Annotated in this window: 18 protein-coding genes; 10 read left to right on the forward strand and 8 right to left on the reverse strand. The window is 66.2% G+C overall.

What is annotated here, in order from left to right:
* Positions 1-35 precede the first annotated feature (35 nt).
* Positions 36-1,070 carry a lipase secretion chaperone gene (locus TQ98_RS15945; protein WP_044874278.1) on the forward strand — a complete coding sequence of 345 codons (1,035 nt, stop codon included), beginning with the start codon at positions 36-38 and terminating at the stop codon, positions 1,068-1,070.
* 46 nt (positions 1,071-1,116) lie between these two features.
* On the opposite strand, the gene TQ98_RS15950 is transcribed toward TQ98_RS15945, so the two are convergent.
* Together TQ98_RS15950 and TQ98_RS15955 are read right to left on the reverse strand one after the other, a co-directional pair.
* Positions 1,117-1,551, reverse strand: a complete 435-nt coding sequence (locus TQ98_RS15950) for a DoxX family protein (RefSeq protein WP_044874277.1) — start codon at positions 1,549-1,551, stop codon at positions 1,117-1,119.
* A gap of 101 nt (positions 1,552-1,652) precedes the next feature.
* Entirely contained in the window at positions 1,653-3,071 is a 1,419-nt protein-coding gene (locus TQ98_RS15955; RefSeq protein ID WP_044874276.1) for a transglycosylase SLT domain-containing protein, read from the reverse strand.
* Between the two features lie 234 nt (positions 3,072-3,305).
* Between TQ98_RS15955 and TQ98_RS15960 the strand changes: the two genes are divergently transcribed.
* From TQ98_RS15960 to TQ98_RS15970, 3 genes are all read left to right on the forward strand, one after another.
* Positions 3,306-4,112 (forward strand): TatD family hydrolase, encoded by an 807-nt coding sequence (locus TQ98_RS15960; RefSeq protein ID WP_044874275.1) that lies wholly within the window; start codon positions 3,306-3,308, stop codon positions 4,110-4,112.
* 102 nt (positions 4,113-4,214) lie between these two features.
* On the forward strand, positions 4,215-5,696 hold the full coding sequence (locus tag TQ98_RS15965) for a methyl-accepting chemotaxis protein (RefSeq protein WP_044874274.1): 1,482 nt from the start codon (positions 4,215-4,217) through the stop codon (positions 5,694-5,696).
* A gap of 95 nt (positions 5,697-5,791) precedes the next feature.
* Positions 5,792-6,148, forward strand: a complete 357-nt coding sequence (locus TQ98_RS15970) for an Mpo1-like protein (protein ID WP_044874273.1) — start codon at positions 5,792-5,794, stop codon at positions 6,146-6,148.
* Positions 6,149-6,169: 21 nt separating this feature from the next.
* On the opposite strand, the gene TQ98_RS15975 is transcribed toward TQ98_RS15970, so the two are convergent.
* The 5 genes from TQ98_RS15975 to TQ98_RS15995 form a co-directional block, all read right to left on the reverse strand.
* On the reverse strand, positions 6,170-6,967 hold the full coding sequence (locus TQ98_RS15975) for an acyl-CoA thioesterase domain-containing protein (RefSeq protein ID WP_044874272.1): 798 nt from the start codon (positions 6,965-6,967) through the stop codon (positions 6,170-6,172).
* 113 nt (positions 6,968-7,080) lie between these two features.
* Positions 7,081-7,833: a CHAD domain-containing protein gene (locus TQ98_RS15980; RefSeq protein ID WP_044874693.1), complete on the reverse strand. Its 753-nt coding sequence runs from the start codon at positions 7,831-7,833 to the stop codon at positions 7,081-7,083.
* 65 nt (positions 7,834-7,898) lie between these two features.
* Positions 7,899-9,887 carry a DUF3488 and transglutaminase-like domain-containing protein gene (locus TQ98_RS15985; RefSeq protein ID WP_044874271.1) on the reverse strand — a complete coding sequence of 663 codons (1,989 nt, stop codon included), beginning with the start codon at positions 9,885-9,887 and terminating at the stop codon, positions 7,899-7,901.
* Positions 9,887-10,831, reverse strand: coding sequence for a DUF58 domain-containing protein (locus tag TQ98_RS15990; protein ID WP_044874270.1), 945 nt, complete (start codon positions 10,829-10,831; stop codon positions 9,887-9,889). Before TQ98_RS15990 ends, TQ98_RS15985 begins: the two co-directional genes overlap by 1 nt.
* A complete protein-coding gene (locus TQ98_RS15995; RefSeq protein WP_044874269.1) occupies positions 10,831-11,748 on the reverse strand; it encodes a MoxR family ATPase in 918 nt (305 codons plus the stop codon). The genes TQ98_RS15990 and TQ98_RS15995 overlap by 1 nt, the downstream gene beginning before the upstream one ends.
* A gap of 221 nt (positions 11,749-11,969) precedes the next feature.
* Between TQ98_RS15995 and TQ98_RS16000 the strand changes: the two genes are divergently transcribed.
* From TQ98_RS16000 to TQ98_RS27920, 6 genes are all read left to right on the forward strand, one after another.
* Positions 11,970-12,380: a PA2817 family protein gene (locus TQ98_RS16000; protein ID WP_044874268.1), complete on the forward strand. Its 411-nt coding sequence runs from the start codon at positions 11,970-11,972 to the stop codon at positions 12,378-12,380.
* A gap of 172 nt (positions 12,381-12,552) precedes the next feature.
* A complete protein-coding gene (locus tag TQ98_RS16005) occupies positions 12,553-13,071 on the forward strand; it encodes an RNA polymerase sigma factor (protein ID WP_044874267.1) in 519 nt (172 codons plus the stop codon).
* Positions 13,068-14,027, forward strand: coding sequence for a FecR family protein (locus TQ98_RS16010; protein ID WP_044874266.1), 960 nt, complete (start codon positions 13,068-13,070; stop codon positions 14,025-14,027). The genes TQ98_RS16005 and TQ98_RS16010 overlap by 4 nt, the downstream gene beginning before the upstream one ends.
* Before the next feature lie 176 nt (positions 14,028-14,203).
* Positions 14,204-16,582: a TonB-dependent siderophore receptor gene (locus TQ98_RS16015; protein WP_044874265.1), complete on the forward strand. Its 2,379-nt coding sequence runs from the start codon at positions 14,204-14,206 to the stop codon at positions 16,580-16,582.
* Between the two features lie 60 nt (positions 16,583-16,642).
* Positions 16,643-17,773: a PepSY-associated TM helix domain-containing protein gene (locus TQ98_RS16020; protein ID WP_044874264.1), complete on the forward strand. Its 1,131-nt coding sequence runs from the start codon at positions 16,643-16,645 to the stop codon at positions 17,771-17,773.
* Positions 17,770-17,943 (forward strand): hypothetical protein, encoded by a 174-nt coding sequence (locus tag TQ98_RS27920; protein ID WP_177410176.1) that lies wholly within the window; start codon positions 17,770-17,772, stop codon positions 17,941-17,943. Before TQ98_RS16020 ends, TQ98_RS27920 begins: the two co-directional genes overlap by 4 nt.
* A 181-nt stretch (positions 17,944-18,124) precedes the next feature.
* On the opposite strand, the gene TQ98_RS16025 is transcribed toward TQ98_RS27920, so the two are convergent.
* Positions 18,125-18,313 (reverse strand): hypothetical protein, encoded by a 189-nt coding sequence (locus TQ98_RS16025; RefSeq protein ID WP_044874263.1) that lies wholly within the window; start codon positions 18,311-18,313, stop codon positions 18,125-18,127.
* Positions 18,314-18,596 lie beyond the last annotated feature (283 nt).

Below are 18,596 nucleotides of genomic sequence, written 5' to 3' on the forward strand. Positions count from 1 at the left end.
CCGGCCCCCGTCTCCCAAGCCACCCGAGAGCGCCCGTGAAGAGACTCCTGCTGCTGTTTCCCATCGCCTTCAGCGGCGCCCTGGCCATCTTGCTGCAGTCCGGTGGCGAGTCCGCGCCGGCCGCCTCAAGAGCGGCCGCGCCGACCCCGGACCGCGCAACAGCCTTCGAGCCTGCCCCCGCCCCGTCCAGCCCGCCTGGCAGGATCACCCCGCAGCCCGTGCCGGCGACTCCGATGGCCTCGCCCTCGCTGAGCGGGACCGAGGTGGATGGCCGCTTCCATCTGGATGCCGCCGGCAACCTGGTCGTCAGCGAAGATATCCGGCGCATCTTCGACTACTTCCTCAGCACCCAGGGCGCGGAGCCCCTCGCCAACAGCATCCGCCGGCTGCGCGGCTACATCGCCGAACAACTGGATGCGCCGGCCGACGGCCAGGCCCTGACGCTGCTCGACCAGTACCTCGACTACAAACGTCAGTTGGTGCAACTGGAGCGCGATCTGCCGCTTCTCGCTGACCTGACCGCCCTCCACCAACGTGAAGCCGCCGTCCAGGCATTGCGCGCACGCCTCTTCAGCGCCGAAGTCCATCAGGCTTTCTTCGCCAATGAAGAGGCCTACAACGCCTTCACCCTGCAGCGCCTGGCCATCCAGCGGGACGCCAGCCTGGCCCCGGCAGCCAAGGCCGCCGCCATCGACCAGCTCCGCAGTTCCCTGCCCGAAGAGCTGCAGACCATGGTCGCCAGCCAGCTCCAGGCGGAACTCCGAGCCCAGGTCAGTGCGCTTCAGGCCGACGGTGGCAGCCCGGAGCAGGTTCGCCAGCTGCGCCAGCAACTGGTGGGTGCCGAAGCCACTGCCAGACTGGAAGTCCTGGACCAACAGCGCCTGCAATGGCAGCAGCGGATGCAGGACTACCTGAAGGAAAAGGCCCGCATCGAAGCCAGCGAAGGGTTGAGCGATAGCGACAAGGCTCTCGCCATCAGCCAACTGGAGGAAGAAGGGTTCAATCCGCAGGAACGATTGCGCCTCAAAGCGGCAGCGGAACTCGCAGCTGCCCGCAAAAAGCAGCCCTGAAACGCAAAAAGGCCCGCCGAAGCGGGCCTTTTCATCAGTGGAGCGATCAGCTGGCGATATTGCGGTCCAGGGACATCTTTCCGGCACCTTCGATCAGCAGGGTGGCGCCGATCAGGCCAAGAATCATGGCGTATTCGAAGCCGCCATTCGTGATGAAGAAACCACTGGCCCAGTGCACGCTGAAGATCGCGACCACCATCGCCACGATCAGCGCCGCAGCAGCCGGGCGCACCAGCAGGCCGATCACCAGCGCCACGCCGCCGAAGAACTCGGTACTGCCTGCCATGAGGGCCATCAGGTAACCGGGGGTCAGGCCGATGCTTTCCATCCACTGGCCAGTGCCCGCCAGACCATAGCCACCGAACATGCCGAAGAGTTTCTGCGAACCGTGAGCCATGAAGGTCAGGCCGGTGATGACACGCAGCAGGGTGATCCCGTAGCCGGCATTGGTCGCGAGGATGGATTTGATCGGGTTGCTCATCGAGGTGTTCCTTGTGTTGGGGGAGTAGATGAGCACAAGTTTAGTAGAATTTTTTGATATTAAAATCGCAAAATTCCCAACACACATATCGAATAACTAGATTATTTGTTGATCTTGCCGGGGCTTTTCGAGGGTTCCAGTAGATAACGCTCACGGTCGAAGGCCAGGTAGTACTTGTTCACGCTGTTCACGTAGCTCACCACCCCCATGCCGGCCTGTTCGGCGGCGACCCGCTCTACATGGAAGAACCACTGATTGGGGTTCAGCCCCCGCCGCCGCGCCTCCGCACGCATGCCCTGGACCCGTTGCGGCCCCAGGTTGTAGGCGGCCAGCACGAACGCCATGCGCTCGCGCTCGTCGAGCTGGGTGCTGGAGAAGCTGCGGCGCAGCTTCGCCAGATACTTGGTCGACGCCTCCACATTGTTGTCGAGCTTCTGGATGCTCCCTACGCCTACGCTACGGGCTGCCCCGGGCGTGATCTGCATCAGGCCGGTCGCACCACTCGCACCCTTGGCGGCCGGATTTAGGCTGGATTCCTTGTAGGCGAGCGCCGCGAGGTTCAGCCAATCGAATTGGTGCTGCTCGGCATAACGCTGCAGCACCGGGCGCACCCGTTCGAGGCGCTGGCGTTCCTTGCGTGCGAGGGGATTGTGCACCTTGTAGAGGCGGCGGTAGATCCGCTGGAAAGCGGCGTCCTGGTCATCGGGCGCCCGGTAATCCGCCAGGAAGCGATCGACACTGGCCCTCAGCATCGGCGCGTCGCGCCGGACGAACCAGGTCATGTCGCCCTTGCGGTCCAGCACCAGGTGCCGATCCACGCGCAGTTTCGGCAACACCTTGGCCCAGCGCTCGGCAATGGGCTGCTCCACCGCCGTCAACGGGAAAATGCCGGCCTGCACCATCTCCAGCACGTCCTCCACGGCCAGGGTCGGATCGACCCACTCGATGACGATCGGGGCCAGCTTGCGCGCGGCCAATCCTTCGTTCACCTGACGCAGCGCCTCCCCGGCAGCGCTGCCCGCCGGGAGCGCGATGCTGCGCCCGGAAAGCTGCTCCAGACGCTGATAGCGCCGCTGCCCCTGGCGGCTGACCAGCACCAGCGGCACATCCTGGCGCAGCGGCGCGCTGGCACTGACATTGGAGCCCACGCCCTGGCTGACCAGTTCACCCGGCGCTACCAGGTCGCCCTCGCCCCGCTGCAGCGCGGTCAGCAACTGGTCCTTGGCCTTGGGAATGATCTTGACCCTGATCTCGCGCCCGTCGCGGGCATTGCGATTGAGGTACTGCTCGAAGGCGCGAATACGGTGGTACTCGACACCAACCGGCTCACCCTTCACTTCGCCAGAGCTGTTGCGACTCTGGTTGACCAGCACCTTGAGCACGCCACTGCGGCGGATCTGAGCCAGGTCGCGGGTTTCGACCGGTTGCTGCCAGGCTTCCGGCGGGCCGGCCAGACGCGCGCTTGCCGGATAAGGCAGCAGCGCCAGCAGGCAAAGCAGGAACAGCAGCGGTCGCGTCATCGATTCTCCAGGGGCTTGGCGGTGCAATAGCGCGCGCCGGAGCGTGTAGAGCCGCTGCGCCGCGAATCCTTGGCTGGCGAGCGAGGGGCGCGGAGAGTGTCACAGCTAAGCGCCCGATGCCAGTCAAAGCGTGGCATTGACTTCAACATATGCCGCCAAGTTCCTGTAAGTATTGGTTTTTTTGAATTAGTTCGAGCTTTGTTATGCTGCCCTGCTCCAACTCGAGGTAGCACGATGCAACTCATCGATATCGGCGTCAATCTGACCCACCCCAGTCTCGCCGCCGATTCCCGCGCCCTGCTGGAACGCGCCCAGGCCGCCGGCGTGTGCCAGTTGGTGCTCACCGGAACCAGCCTGGAAGACAGCGAGAAGGCCCTGCTGTCCGCGGAGGAGCTGGATGAAAGCGGCCTGCGCCTGTTCAGCACCGCCGGGGTCCACCCCCACGAGGCGAGTCACTGGAACAGCGACAGCCATCGCCAGCTGCGCGACCTGCTGGGTGAGACGCGGGTACGGGCGGTCGGTGAATGCGGCCTCGACTTCAACCGCGACTTTTCACCGCGCCCGCTGCAGGAGAAGGCCCTCGAGGACCAACTGGCTCTGGCGGTGGAACTGGGGAAACCGGTATTCCTCCACGAGCGCGATGCCGACGAGCGACTGCTGGCGATCGTGAGGGAGTTCCGCGACCAGTTGCCTGCCGCCGTCGTGCATTGCTTCACCGGCGAGAAGCGCGCCCTCTACGGCTACCTCGACCTGGACCTGCACATCGGTATTACTGGCTGGATCTGCGACGAGCGCCGCGGCACCCACCTCCATGACCTGGTGCGCGACATCCCCCGTGGCCGCCTGATGCTGGAAAGCGACGCCCCCTATCTGCTGCCCCGCAGCCTGCGCCCCAAACCCAAGCACGGTCGCAACGAGCCGGCCTTCCTCACCGAAGTGCTGCGCGAAGTCGCCCAGCACCGTGGCGAGAGCCAGGAAGCGCTGGCCCGGCACACCACAGCCTGCGCTCGCGCGTTCTTCGGGCTGCCGGCCGTCGACTGACCCGCCCAATCCAGCGGCCCGTTGATTCGGATCAAATTCGGTAGGAACGTTCCGGCAGAAAATAGTGGCACCTTGCCAATACCTACCGAGTGCATAAGAAAAATGGGTACCTGGATTCGCGATATCTCGCTGAAGTACAAGTTCTGGGCCGTCAACGCGGTCGCCTTCCTCACCACCCTCCTGCTGGTGCTGCATGCGCTCCATCTGGAGCAGCAGGGCCGCGCCGACAGCGCCCGCAGCGCCGCCGACGCGCAAGCCCAGCTGCTCAGGTCCTGGCCCGCCGGCCAACCCTTGCCCTCCTCCCCCCGAATCATCACCTTCGCCAACGGCAGTGCGCCGCAGCTGCCCGGCGGCCAGGCCTTGGCCAAAGCCAGCGGCTGGGTAGAACTGCCCCATGACGGCCTGTTCGGCAGCGATCCGGTGATCGGCGCCCAGGTGCTCGATGGCGCCGACGGCCAGCGTGTCGCTGTGTTGGCCAGCAGCCCGAGCCTGATCCAGTTGCTCAGCACCCGTTTCGTCGAGTACGCGATTTCCGTGTTCCTGCTGATGGTCGCCCTGCTGGCCGCCTCGCAATTGCTGATCCGCTTCCTGCTCAGCCACCTCAACACCCTCAAGGATGTGATGCTCCACGTGGAGCGCAGTGGTGATCTGTCCGCCCGCGTCTCCCTCGACAGCCGCGACGAGGTCGGCCAGATGGCCAGTGCCTTCAACGCCATGCAGGCCGGCTACCAGCGGGTGGTCAGCACCGTGACGCAGGCCGTCGCCCGTCTCGACGAAGGCGCCGCACGCCTGGCCAGCAGCATGGGCGAAGTGCGCCAGGGCATGCTCGGGCAGCAGAGCGAGACCGACCAGGCCGCCACCGCCATCAACGAAATGTCCACCACCGTCCACCACATCGCCCAGCACGCCGCCGACACCCGCGACCAGTCGCAGAACGCCGACCAGCTTGCCGGCGCCGGCCAGTTGGTGGTGGAGCGTGTCGAGAGCTCCATTGCCGGGCTCTCCACCGGCGTGCAGCAGACCGCCGAGATGATCCAGCGCCTGGCCGAGGACAGCCAGAAGATCAGCGGCGTGGTCAACGTCATCCACGGCATCGCCGAGCAGACCAACCTGCTGGCGCTGAACGCCGCCATCGAAGCCGCCCGCGCCGGGGAAATGGGCCGTGGTTTCGCCGTGGTGGCGGATGAGGTGCGCAACCTCGCCAAGCGGGTGCAGGACTCCACCGACGAAATCACCAGCATGATCAGCGCCCTCCAGGCCGGCACCCGCGACGCGGTGGAGTTCATGCGTGAAAGTTCGCTCAAGGCCGACGATTGCGTGCAAGCGGCCCATGAAGCCGGCGCAGCCCTCGCAGCGATCACTGGCGCCGTGGCGCAGATGCGTGAAAGCAACACCCAGATCGCCGTGGCCGCCGAGCAACAGAGCCAGGTGGCCGAGGAAATGACCCGCGCCGTGGTGGGGATTCGCGATGTCACCGAGCTGACCGTCGGCCAGACGGTGAATTCCGCCGCCACCAGCAGCGAACTGGCGGGGCTGGCCAGCGAGCTGTCCCAGGCCATCCGCCAGCTCAAGCTTCGCGCCTGAGGGCTCAGGGGACGCTATCCGCTCCATAGGGAGTTGCCATTCGCCGGCCCGCCAGGGCCGGACTAGACTGCCGGCATCCCCTCAAGGAGGCGACCATGGGCAAGCGACTTCCCAACATCCACGCCTGGCAGTGGCGTACCTACTCCGACAACCACCAGCATCCGACCAACCTGATCCTGCATGTGATCGCCGTGCCGCTGTTCATCGTGGCCGCGATCACCCTCGTCTATGGGTTGTTCAGCTTCAGCTTCCGACCCGTCGCACTGGGCGTGATCGGCATCATTGCCTCCCTGGCCTTTCAGGGCCGGGGGCACAAGCTTGAAGACGTGCCACCGGTTCCCTTCAGCGACCGCAAGGACGCCATCGGAAGGCTGCTGGTGGAGCAGTTCGTCACCTTCCCGCGCTTCCTGCTCAGCGGCCAGTGGTGGCGCAACTGGCGCAGGAAGCGCTGAACGCGCTCCCGCTCTCGGCCGTCAGCCGAATACCACCACCGTCTGCCGACTCATCGCGACCAGTTCGCCGGCAGGCGTCCAGAGTGCGGCTGCGGCATGGCCGTATCCGTCGCGGGCGTGTTCGATCCGTGCGCGGTACTTGCACCAGTCGTGGGTATCCAGTTTCGCCAGGGGCTGCACGAACTCGATGGTCCAGGTCAGGGTGCTGCCTGGCGCCGGCGCCGGCAGGTGCGGCACCGTGGCGGGCGGCCAGGCGTCCACCAAGGCCAGCAGGTGGGCCTCACTGACCGGTTCCTTCTCCACCGCCCCCCGGAAGCGTACCCAACCGCCCATATCGCGTTCGCGGCTGTTGGAGAACGGCATGCCGCCCACGGCCCAGCGCATGGCCAGGTGGCGGGTGAACTCCGGCGTAACGCCCTGGATGTAGGGCAGTTCGGGGCAGTCGTCGACAGCTTTCATCTCGGGCGCAGGCTCGGCATCCATCTGCACCACCGACTGGCGCGAACCGCCGAAGCTGCCCTGCACCAGCGCCACCACCTGCCCCTTCTGAAGCACGCGGCAGAACACCTGGCTCACCGCCTTGCCTTCGCGCAGCAACTCAGCCTCGAAGTTCGCCGGCACCTCGGGCTCCAGCGGACCGACGAAGGTCGTCGCCAGGGACCGCACCGGCCGGCCCGGCTCGACTTTCGCCCGCATGGCCTCAAAGGCCAGGGCCGCCACCACACCACCGAAGACGGCCCGTCCCTGCCCCCAGGTCGCAGGCACCACCACTTCGGATGGGTTGCCGCGAGCCGCCTCGATCATCTCGGAAAAGTTCATTGCGATGCCCCGTCATTGGTCTGGCGGCGATCTTAGGGCATTGCCTCGCTCACTCGAAAGCACCGTCGCAGGGCTGCCCGGCCAAGGCACAGGGGAGAACTGCCAAGCCTCGCTCAGGCCAGACGCCTGAGGAGTTTTTCCAGGACCTGGTCAGAGCGCACTTCGGCAGCGCGCAGGGCCACCTGCCAGGCACGCACCCGGGGCCGCAGGTCCGGCTCTCGCTCCACCCTGGCCAGCCACTGGAGATTGTCGTGCCACCAACCCAGGGTGGTCTGCGCCCCCACCAGCAGCTCCAGGGTCCTGGGGGACAGCGCGAGGACATCCGGATAGGCCTCGACGCTGTAGCGCATGCGTTTGATCAGCAGCCGCAGACGGTGGCGGTCGTGAACGGGGTCGCGCAGGGCTTCCTCCACTCGACGGCGACTCTTTGCCAGGGATTTTTTGATCGCCTTGCTCAGGCCCTTTACCAGCCCTTCGCGATCGGACACCCGCATCAGATGGGGCCAGGCCTCAAGCACCTGGAACAGGCGCGCCAGCTCGGGCGACTGGAGGAACTGGGCATAGCCGGCAACGCGCGCTTGTTCCCGCTCGTGGGTCAGTCGATTCAAACCATGGCTGCGCAGTTCGATGATCAGCACTTCCAGATCCCGTAGCGGCCCGCTCAAGGTGGCCACATCGGTTGCCGCCTGGATCAATACGTCTACGGCCGGTTGGCCATGAAAGGGGCGCAAAAGGCTTCGCAGGCGACGGGTCGCCACCCGCAGGTCATGGAGCGCCTCCTCGTCGGTGCCGGCCGCGACACGTTCGACGCAAGCGTGAAGGCGCACGTCCAGGCCGATGACTTGCGCAATCAAGGCGTCCAGCATTCTGGCCATCTTCAGGCACTCCGGGCTTCAGCGCGAACTACGTCGGGGAATTGTTCAAGCATGGATCATCGGCGCGCACCCCGCAGGCGCCAGGGCAACGACTTGCGCAGCTCACGCAGCGGCCCCGCCGGGTCGACCTGCTGAGGCCGGGCATAACGGCTGGCTTCGAAGGCAGCCAGGAACGCGTGGATCTGCTCGGCATGACGGGGCAGCTCGCGGCTGGCTCGCTCGGCGAAGGCCCGAGGCCCCTCGCCCTTCCCCCGCAGCACGCCATGGCGCGCCAACAGCCGTTCGAAGGCCTGGAACTGGCGTAGCTGCGGATCGCGCTCCCGCCGCCAGGGCGCAAACAGCAGCAGCGCCAGCATGCTCATCAGCACCGCCCCGGCGCCCACCAGGCAGAGGCCCAGGGTGCGGCCGTCCACCTGGCCGAACCAGCGCTGCACCAGTTGCATCTGGACTTCCCCCTGGTAACCCAGCACCCAGCGCTGCCAGCCGTAGTTGAGGTTGTCCCAGGCCAGCCGAATGTCGTTCAGCCAGGCCAACTGACGGAAGCGCAGAGGCGACAACGGCGAGCCCTCGAGGAAGCTTTCCTCGCCGGCCACCGCCTCTTCCAGGCCTCGTTCGATGCGACTGGGCGCCACCTGGAACGTGGGGTCGACGCTGACCCAGCCGCGCTCCGGCAGCCAGTACTCCACCCAGGCATGGGCATCGAACTGGTGTACCAGCACATACTTGCCGGCCGGGTTGAACTCTCCGCCCTGGTAGCCCGCCACCACCCTCGCGGGAATGCCGGCGGCACGCAGGACGAAGGTCATGGCGCCGGCGTAATGGGCGCAGAAGCCGCGACGGGTATCGAACAGGAAGGCGTCGATATTGTTCGCCTCCAGGGGCGGCGGCTTGAGGGTGTAGACGTAGGACTCGCGGTGGAAATGCTCCAGCAGCGCCTTCACCAACTCCTGAGGATCGGCATACCGCAGCTTGAGTTCCAGGGCCCAGGCGCGGGCACGCGGATCACTGCCAGTCGGCAGCTGCCGGGCTCGGCGCAGGGATGCGGGGTTGCCCTCGGGGTCGCGCACCGCCGACGGCCAGGAGGTGACCTGGTAGAGGAGCGTGCGGTCCACCGGCGTACGCCGTTGCAGGCCGAAGTCGGCACGGACACGCACGCCCTCCTCATTGGTCTCCCCCACATCGAGGGCGAACAGCCAGGGCTTGCCGCTGGGCTGCATGACGATGCTGTAGCGCAGCGGCTCCCCTTCCTTGCGCCAGTCCGCCGCCGCGCCGAGTTCGGCGCCCTGGGACTGGGACCATCGGCGGCCGTCGAACTGCTCCAGGGTCAGGGCGCGCCAGTAGAGCTGGCTTACCGGCGGCACCGGGCCCTCGAAACTGGCGCGGAAGGCCAGCTCGCCGGATTGGCTGAGTTCGGCGATGTCCGCCGGGCTCATGGCATCGGACAGGCCGGAAACGCCCTTGTCGCTCGGCAACGGAAGCGACCAGAGCGGACCCAGGCGCGGAAAGAACAGGAACAGCAGGAGCATCAACGGCACCGCCTGCACCAGCAGGCTGCCAGCAGCCTTCAGCGGCACCAGCGGTCGCGCGGCGAAACGGCTTTGCTGCAGCCCCACCAGCGCGGCCAGCAGCGCGCAGGTGGGCAGGAGACTGTAGAGAGCCGCCAGCATGCCGTCGTTGAACAGGTAGGCGGTCACCTGGGTGAAGAAGCCCAGCATCACCAGCACCAGGGCATCGCGCTGCCGGCGCAACTCCACCAGTTTGAGAATGAACACCGCCACCAGCAGGACTTCGGCCGCTTCCAGCCCCACCAACGTGCCTCGCGAGAAGAAAACGCCAAGCGCCACGAAGAGGATCAGCGCCGCCTTGACCACGCTACCGGGGAACTGGGCGCGCATGCGAAACATCTGGATGCGCCAGGCAGCGCAGACCAACCACAGGGCGATGGTCCACATCGGCAGTTGCGGCAGGTGCGGCACGATCACCAGCACCTGGGCCACCAGCAGCCAGGTCAGGCCGATCCGCGTGATGGATTCGTCCGGCTTCATCAGCGGCTCCCGAACAGCGCCAGGGCGCGCAGGCAGGCTTCGCGATGCGCTTCCCCGGTGTCCGGTGCCAACTCCTGGCTCCCCAGACGCAGGCCGAAGGGCTGTCCACTGGCGGAGAACTGCAGCACCCAATGGCACAGCAGGCCCAGGCGCGGCTCCAGGTCGCCGTCCAGTTGCCCCAGGTCGAGCCAGAGATCACGCCCCGCCAGGGCCGCGAAATCCTTGACGAGCAGCCCCTGTCCCCGGGAGTAGGCCTTCCAGTGCAAACGCCGCCGCGAGTCGCCGGGCTGATACACCCGGAGCCCCTGGTAGTCGTCCGCGCCGGCACCCAGCACGTGCTGGCCTTCATCGCCGTCATCGTTGCCGCGTCCGGCCATCAGGGGCAGGTCGCCGGGCAGCGGACGCGGGTAGACGAGCAGTGCCTGGTCCAGGTCCACCCAGCTCCAGGCCACCAGCAAGCCGAGGGGGAAGCGGCTCTCCACCCGCAGCCGCCGGGGGCGCAGCCAACCACGATGCTGGGTGGGCAGGTGCAACTCGACCTCACGAGAACCCTGTGCGGGTACGTCCTGCATCTGGAGGGGCCTTGGCGGCCAGCCGATGGCGATGGCCTGGTGCTCACGACCGCCGCTTTCGAGGGTGACATGGAAGTGCGCCTGCTCGCCGAGGAACACTGGCGCGCCGCCGGCGGCCTTCAGGCTGAGCCCCGACAGGTTGCGGAAGGTGTGCAGGATGGCCACCAGAAACACCGACAGGAGCAGGAACGTCATCCCGTAGGCCAGGCTGTTCTGGTAGTTGATGGCGACCAGAAGCATGGGCACCAGCGCCAGCCCGAAGGCAGCGCCGGCGCGGCTGGGCAGGATGAAGATGCGCCGCTGGTTGAGCCGGATCTGGCTGGCCCGGGGGATACGCCGGGTCAGCCAGCGATCGACCTGGACTTCGAGCATCAGAGGGCCGGCACTTCGCGCAGCAGCCACTGCACCAGCGCCCCGCCGCCATGGCCGGACGGGTCAGCACGCTCACGCAGGCGATGGCCGACTACCGAGGGCAGCACGGCCTGGACGTCTTCTGGAATCACGTAATCGCGCCCCGCCAACATCGCCCAGGCACGGGCCGCCGACAACAGGGCGAGGCTGGCACGGGGCGACAGGCCCCAGGCGAACTGCGGCTGGCTGCGGGTGGCCTCCACCAGGCGCAGCACATAGTCCACCAGCGCGTCACGGGCCACCACCTTGGGCACTTCGGCCTGGATCAGCCCCAGTTCGGCATGGGTAAAGACAGGTTCCAGGCGCGGCAGCAGCTCACGGCGCGCTTCACCCTGGAGTAGCGCTTTCTCGGCTGCCTTCGCCGGATAGCCCAGGGACAGGCGCATGAGGAAGCGGTCCAGTTGGGACTCCGGCAGGGCAAAGGTGCCGCCCTGGGTGACCGGGTTCTGGGTGGCGATGACGAAGAAAGGTTCCGGCAGCGGGCGGGTCGCGCCCTCGATGGTCACCTGCCCTTCTTCCATGGCCTCCAGCAATGCGCTCTGGCTCTTGGGGGTGGCGCGGTTGATCTCATCGGCAAGCACCAGCTCGGTGAACACCGGGCCCGGGTGGAAGACGAACTGGCCGCTGTCCTTGTCGAACACCGAGGTGCCGAGGATGTCGCCCGGCAACAGGTCGGAGGTGAACTGGATGCGCTGGAAGCTCAGCCCCAGCACCTTGGCCAGGGCATGGCCCAGGGTGGTCTTGCCCATGCCGGGCAGGTCTTCGATCAGCAGGTGCCCACGGGCCAGCAGGCAAGTCAGCGCCAGGCGCACCTGCGGCTCCTTGCCCAGAAGGACCTGGTTCACCGCGTGCAGGCAGGCATCCAGTTTGGTTCGCATTCGTCGCTCCCTGTGCAATGCGACGATGCTACTGGCAGGCCAGGCAATGGCAAAGCGCCCAGCCATCTTTACTCATCAAACTGTGCGTCAGCTCGCTACGCGCGCCTTCGCCAGCAGGCCGAAGAACCGCTGCCCAAGCCGGCCCGCCGAGCCCCCGGGCAGGACAGCGGGCGCGGGGAGCCTTATACTCCCGCGCCCGATCCAGCTTCAGGAATTCCGCCATGGCCAATGCCTACCTCGACCACCACCTCGCCCTGCTCGCCCACCTGCGCAGCATCCTGGTCGCCCTGGGTGAGGCCGAACAGGTGCCGGAGGAGAACCACGCCCTCTTCGTCGAGCGCTTCGACGATCTGATGAGCGAACTGCCCCGCGACCCGGAGGCTAGCCAGTACCTGGGCCAGGACCTGATCAGCCAGGTCTTCCACCGCTACCCGCAGATCGCCCACCTCGTGCCCCGCGACCTGCTCTGGTTCTTCGGTGGCGACTGCCTGCACTTCATGCCGGACGAGGAAATCGAGCTGTTCCAGCGCCTCGACGAACGCCGCTATGAGGCCGAGCAGAACGACGAACCCTTCGACTGGAACCGCGAAAAGCAGCTGCTGGCTCTCCCGGACAACGGCAGCAAGCACTAAGCACCCCGGGGCGGCGCCCTGCCGCCCCGGCACGCCCTTCTTCCCCAAGCCGATCTCCCCGACCGCCACCCATCGCTTTGCGCCGATAAGCGATTGCGGCCCATGGCCAGCCTCTGACATCATTGCGAATCATTCTTAATCACTCCTTGAATTTCTTCTCAACGAGGTCAGCGTGTCGGCTGGAGATTCTGCGAACCAGCATTTGGTGGGGCTGCTCTACCGCGATCATCGCGACTGGCTGTTCGGCTGGCTGCGAAAGACCGTGCATTGCCCCCACCGAGCCGAGGACTTCAGCCAGGACACCTTCCTGCGCCTGCTCGCCCGCCCGGACCTGCAGCCGCCACGGGAACCCCGCGCCCTCCTGGCCACCATCGCCAGAGGCCTGCTGGTGGACCAGTTCCGCCGCAATGACCTGGAACGCGCCTACCTGGAAGAACTGGCCCACGCGCCCGAGTCGCTGCACCCCAGCCCCGAGGAACAGGCGCTGGTCCTGGAAAGCCTGCGGGAGATCGACCGCCTGCTCGGCCAGCTGTCCAGCAAGGCCCGCGCGGCCTTCCTCTATAACCGCCTCGACGGCCTCGGCCACGCCGAGATTGCCGAGCGCCTGGGCGTTTCCACGTCGCGGGTCCGCCAGTACCTGGCCCAGGGCCTGCGCCAGTGCTACATCGCCCTGTATGGAGAGCCGCTGTGAGCCGCGTCTCCGCACGCGCCCTGGACGAGGCCATCGCCTGGCAACTGTGCCTGGACTCCGGCGAGACCACTGAACAGGAACGCCATGAATTCCAGCGTTGGCTGTCGGCCCACCCGGACCACGCACGGGTCTGGCAACAACTCGCCGGCATCGACCGGCAGCTGTCTGCCGCCGCCCCGACGCCGGCCCGCCGCGCGCTGCTGCGCAGCGGTGGCGTACGGCATCGCAGCCTGCACCGGATTGGCACCAGCGCCCTGGGCATGGTCCTGGCGGTGGGGCTCGGGCTGACCCTGCTGGCCCATCAGCGCCCCCTGGGCGATTACCTGGCCGACGAGATGACCGCCAGCGGCCAGCATCGGGAACTTCGCCTCTCGGACCAGACCTCGGTGCAACTGAACAGCCGCACCGCCCTGGACATCGACTTCGACGGCCCGCAACGCCGGCTCTTCCTGCGCAGCGGGGAAATCCTCGTGCAGACCGGCCACGGCGACTCGCGCCCCTTCATCGTGGAAACCGAGCAAGGACGCCTGCAACCACTGGGCACCCGCTTCCTGGTCCGCCGCGACGGGGAAACGACCCGTTTGATCGTGCTCGAATCCGCCGTGGCCGCCCAACCGAGGAATGGCTCCGCAGAGCGTGTCATCCGCGCCGGTGAGCAGATCAGCATGGACCGGCAGCACCTGGGCCAGACCCATGCGGCGCCGGTGGGCGCCGAAGCCTGGAGCCGTGGGATGCTGGTGGCGGAGGACATGCCGCTGGCCCAACTGATCGCCAGCCTGGGCGAGTACCGCAGCGGCTACCTCAGCGTCGATCCGGCGGTCGCCAACCTGAAGATCAGTGGGGTCTTCCCGTTGAACGACAGCGACAAGGCCCTGGCCGCCCTGCCCCCCAGCCTGCCAGTGCGCATCGAGCGCTTCAGCGACTGGTGGGTGCGCGTGGTGCCGGCGAAGGACTGACACCCCGGCCATACCCCCGCATCCATGACCACACCGTGGACGGAACATCACCGTCCACCCCACCCAAAACCATTCCAGGGACGGAATCGAAAATTTTTTCACCGTCCCCTGTCACTTTTCGAATCTGCTTCGGCAATTGGGCATTGAGACGATTTCTCAGTTAGGAGATATTCGCAGTGCGCCGTGCCACCACCCCGTTCCGCCACACCCTTCTGGCCGTGGCCATCAGCCTCGGCAGCCTGTCCGCCCAGGCCCTGGCTGAAACCTACCACTTGCCATCGGCTCCCCTGGCCAACACGCTCAACCGCATTGCGGTCCAGTCCGGCATTGTCCTCAGCGTCGCCCCCGCCCTGACCGCGGGCAGGACCGCGCCCGCCGTGGAAGGTGACTTCAGCCCGCTCCAGGCCCTGTCCCAAGCCCTTCAGGGCAGCAGTCTGCGCCTGGTGCAGAACGGCGCCGACAGCTACAGCGTGGCACCCGTGACCGACGAGGCGATGAACCTGCCCGAGGTGAACATCGACGGCAGCCGCAGCTATGAAACCGCCTGGGGCCCGACCACCGGCATGGTCGCCACCCGCACCGCCGCTGGCACCAAGACCGACACCGCGATCAACGAGATTCCGCGCTCCATTTCGGTGATCACCCGCGACCAGCTCGACTCTCGCCCCACCCTCAACCTCAACGACTCGCTGCGCTACACCGCCGGCGTGATGAGCAGCGGCTACGGCTCGGACTCCCGCGCCGACTGGCTGAAAGTTCGCGGTTTCGTGCCGACCCAGTTCCTCGACGGCTTGCCGCTGCCGGTCGGCTCCTTCGCCAACCCGAAGATCGAGCCCTGGAACCTTGAGCGCATCGCCGTGCTGCGTGGCCCGGCCTCCTCCGTCTATGGCCAGACTCCGCCCGGCGGCCTGCTGGACATGGTCAGCCGCCGCCCCCAGGACGAGCAGGCCAATGAGGTGGAGCTGCAGGCCGGCAACAACGATCACAAGCAGATCAACTTCGACAGCACCGGCCGCATCGACGACGAGGGCCAGTTTCTCTACCGCGCCAGTGGCACCGTGCGCGACAGCGACTCGCCCATCGACCACATCCCGGACAAGCGCTACAACATCGCACCGAGCCTGACCTGGAACATCAACGACGACACCCGCTGGACCTTCCTCTCGCAGTACACCCGCGACGACACGGGCATCACCGGCCAGTTCCTGCCGCTGCAGGGCACCAAGATCGACTCGCCGTTTGGCGACATCTCCCACCACAAGAACCTCGGCGAGCCGGACTGGGACTTCTACGACCGGACCTACTACGCCCTCGGCTATTCCTTCGAGCATCGCTTCAACGATGTCTGGCAATTCCGCCAGAACCTGCGCTACACCAAGAGCGACCTGGAGTTCCAGGCGGTGAACGTGGCGACCTTCAACACCATCGACGACGAAGGCAACGTCAATCGCGAGTCCGGCATCGTCGACGAAGACATCAGCCAGTTCGCCCTGGACAACAACTTCCAGGCCGACTTCAGCACCGGCGAACTGGGCCACACCGTTCTGCTGGGCCTCGACCACCAGCGCGCCAACACCAACTACCGCTGGCTCTATGGCATGGGCGTCCCGCCGATCAACGTCAACGACCCGATCTACGGGGGCGACATGTCCGGCGTCGAATACCTCACGATGCAGGACTTCAACCAGAAGACCTATCAGACCGGCCTCTACATCCAGGACCAGATCGCCCTGGACAACTGGCGCCTGACCCTCGGCGGTCGCGAAGACTGGATCCACACCGGCACCACCTTCTTCAACCAGAACGATGCCACCAATACCCAGCGCGACTCGGCCTTCAGCGGCAACGTGGGCCTCAGCTATCTGTTCGACAATGGCATCACGCCGTACATCTCCTACGCCGAATCCTTCCAGCCAACGATGGGCGCCACCGTCAGCAGCACCGAATCCTTCGAACCCACGGAAGGCAAGCAGTACGAAGTCGGGGTCAAATACCAACCGCCGGGCACCGATGCCATGCTGACCGCTGCGGTCTACGACCTGACCCAGACCAATGTCAGCGTGACCGAGGGCAGCGTGACCCGGCAGATCGGCGAACTGGATGTACGTGGCCTGGAGCTGGAAGCCATTGCTGACGTCACCGAGAACCTCAAGCTGGTGGCGTCCTACAGCTACACCGACAGCGAGATCAAGAAAGGTCCGGACAAGGGCAACCGCATGCCCCAGATTCCGCGCAACCAGGCCACCGCCTGGGCGGATTACACCTGGCACAGTGGCCCGCTGGACGGTTTCGGCGTGGCGGCCGGAGTGCGTTACGTCGGCGACACCTATGGCAATACCGCCAATACCTGGCTGGGCCACGTGGGTTCCTACACCGTCTACGACGCGTCGGTGCACTACGACCTGGGGCGCCTGAACAGCTCCCTGCGCGGTGTCTCCGTGGCGGTGGACGCGAAGAACGTGTTCAACAAGGAATACCTGTCCACCTGCGACGGCTACTGGTGCTACTACGGCGACGAACGCAGCGTCGTCGGCAGCCTGAACTACAAGTTCTAAGCCCCACGCACGACGGAAGAAAGGCCGCCCCGCCGGCGGCCCACTCAACAGGGAATCGCCATGCAAAGCCGCACCATTCGGCGCTGGTCCAAGGTCCACACCTGGAGCAGCCTGATCTGCACCCTCTTCCTGCTGATGCTGGCCCTTACCGGCCTGCCGCTGATCTTTCACCACGAACTGGAGCACCTGCTGGGCGAGGCGCCGGAGCTGCGGGAGATGGCGCCAGACACGCCGCACCTGGGCCTCCAGCAACTGGTGGACGCTGCCCAGCGCCACCGCCCCGGCGAAGTGGTGCAGTACCTGGGCTACGAGACGGACGAGCCCAACGGCGTGATCGCCATCACCGCCGCAACCGCCGGCACCGAACCGAACGCGTCCCACACCTTCATGCTCGACGCCCGCACCGGCGAATCGGTTGCCATGCCGGCTGCCAACGGCGGCGTGCTGATGTTCATCCTGCGGCTGCACGTGGACCTGTTCGCCGGACTGCCCGGCAAGCTGCTGCTGGCGTTCATGGGCCTGCTGTTCGTGGTCGCCATCGTCTCGGGCGCAGTGCTCTACGCCCCGTTCATGCGCCGCCTGAAGTTCGCCGAAGTACGCCACCAGCGCTCCACCCGCACGCGCTGGCTGGACCTGCACAACCTGATTGGCATCGTCACCCTGACCTGGGCCCTGGTGGTGGGCGTGACCGGCGTCATCAGCGCCTGCGCCGACCTGCTCATCAATGCCTGGCGCCAGGACGCCCTCGCCGCGCTGGTACAGCCCTACCACGACGCCCCGCCGCTGACCGAGCGCGCCCCGGCGGATCGGGTACTGGATATTGCCGGCGAGGCCCTGCCCGGCATGCAGGCGGACTTCATCGCCTTCCCCGGCACGCGCTTCTCCAGCGCCCATCACTACACGGTCTTCATGGTGGGCAGCAGCCATCTGACGGCGCACCTGTGGACGCCGGTGCTGATCGACGCACGCACCCTGGAGGTGACGGCCATCGCCCAGCGTCCCTGGTACATGGATGCTCTGGCCATGTCCCAGCCGCTCCACTTCGGCGACTACGGCGGAGGGCCGATGCAACTGCTCTGGGCTGCGCTGGACGTTCTCACCATCATCGTCCTCGGCAGCGGGCTGTATCTCTGGTGGGTACGGCAGCGGCGCGGTGCCGGAACTCGCGAAGCCGCGGAGGTCCCGGCATGAAGTGGCGGCAATCCACCTTCGCCCTCCCGCTCGCCATCGGCGGAGTCTCGGCCCTCGGCCTGTTCAGCGCCTTGCTGGGGGATGGCTGGTGGGATGCCCTCGCCTGGATAGGCCTCGGTATTCCCGCCGTGCTGGGCACTTGGTCGCTGCTGGGCCGCCCGAGCGCGTAGACATCCACGTTCGTAGAATGGGTCGGCGATACCCATCAGCCCTGTCCGCATGGGTATCGCTCCGCTCCACCCATCCTACGAACAAAAAAAAGCCCGCCAGGCAATGCCGGGCGGGCTTTTTCGATGGGGTGCGTAATTGCGTGGAGGGTCCGTGAAGATGGACGCCTGCCGACGCCTCGCCTCAGCCCTGTCGGGCTTGTTCGGCGCGCTGCTTGGCAGCGACAGCTTCTTGCTGCTTCTCTTTGAGCTGGACCTTCGCCAGATGGGTCTGCCAGCGTGCCGTCGTACGATCGCCGCCGCCGGCGGCCATGGCGGAAGTGGCCGAAAGGACGATGGTCAGGGCGGAAGCAAGGGCGATAACAGATTTCATAATCAAACTCCGGACAACAAAAGGGCAAAACAGAAAGATCAGCGGGAGCCTCGTCGATCAGAGCAGGTGACTGGAGCACGAGCTAATGCCTGAATGGCGACGGCCCAATGATCGGTTCCGCAAAATAGGACCGGCCCAAGCGCATTCCGTTCGCTAGCTAACGAATTCCGTTACCCAAAAATCCCTCCAGAGACCGGGAAAAATCCGCTACCGCCGGGAGGCTAGAGCGGCCGGAACCGCCTGTCGGGATAGCGGCAGATACCACCCTGTACGGACGGCTAGA

Origin of the sequence: Pseudomonas sp. LFM046, assembly GCF_000949385.2 — a bacterium.
In the GTDB taxonomy this organism is placed as follows: Bacteria; Pseudomonadota; Gammaproteobacteria; order Pseudomonadales; family Pseudomonadaceae; genus Metapseudomonas.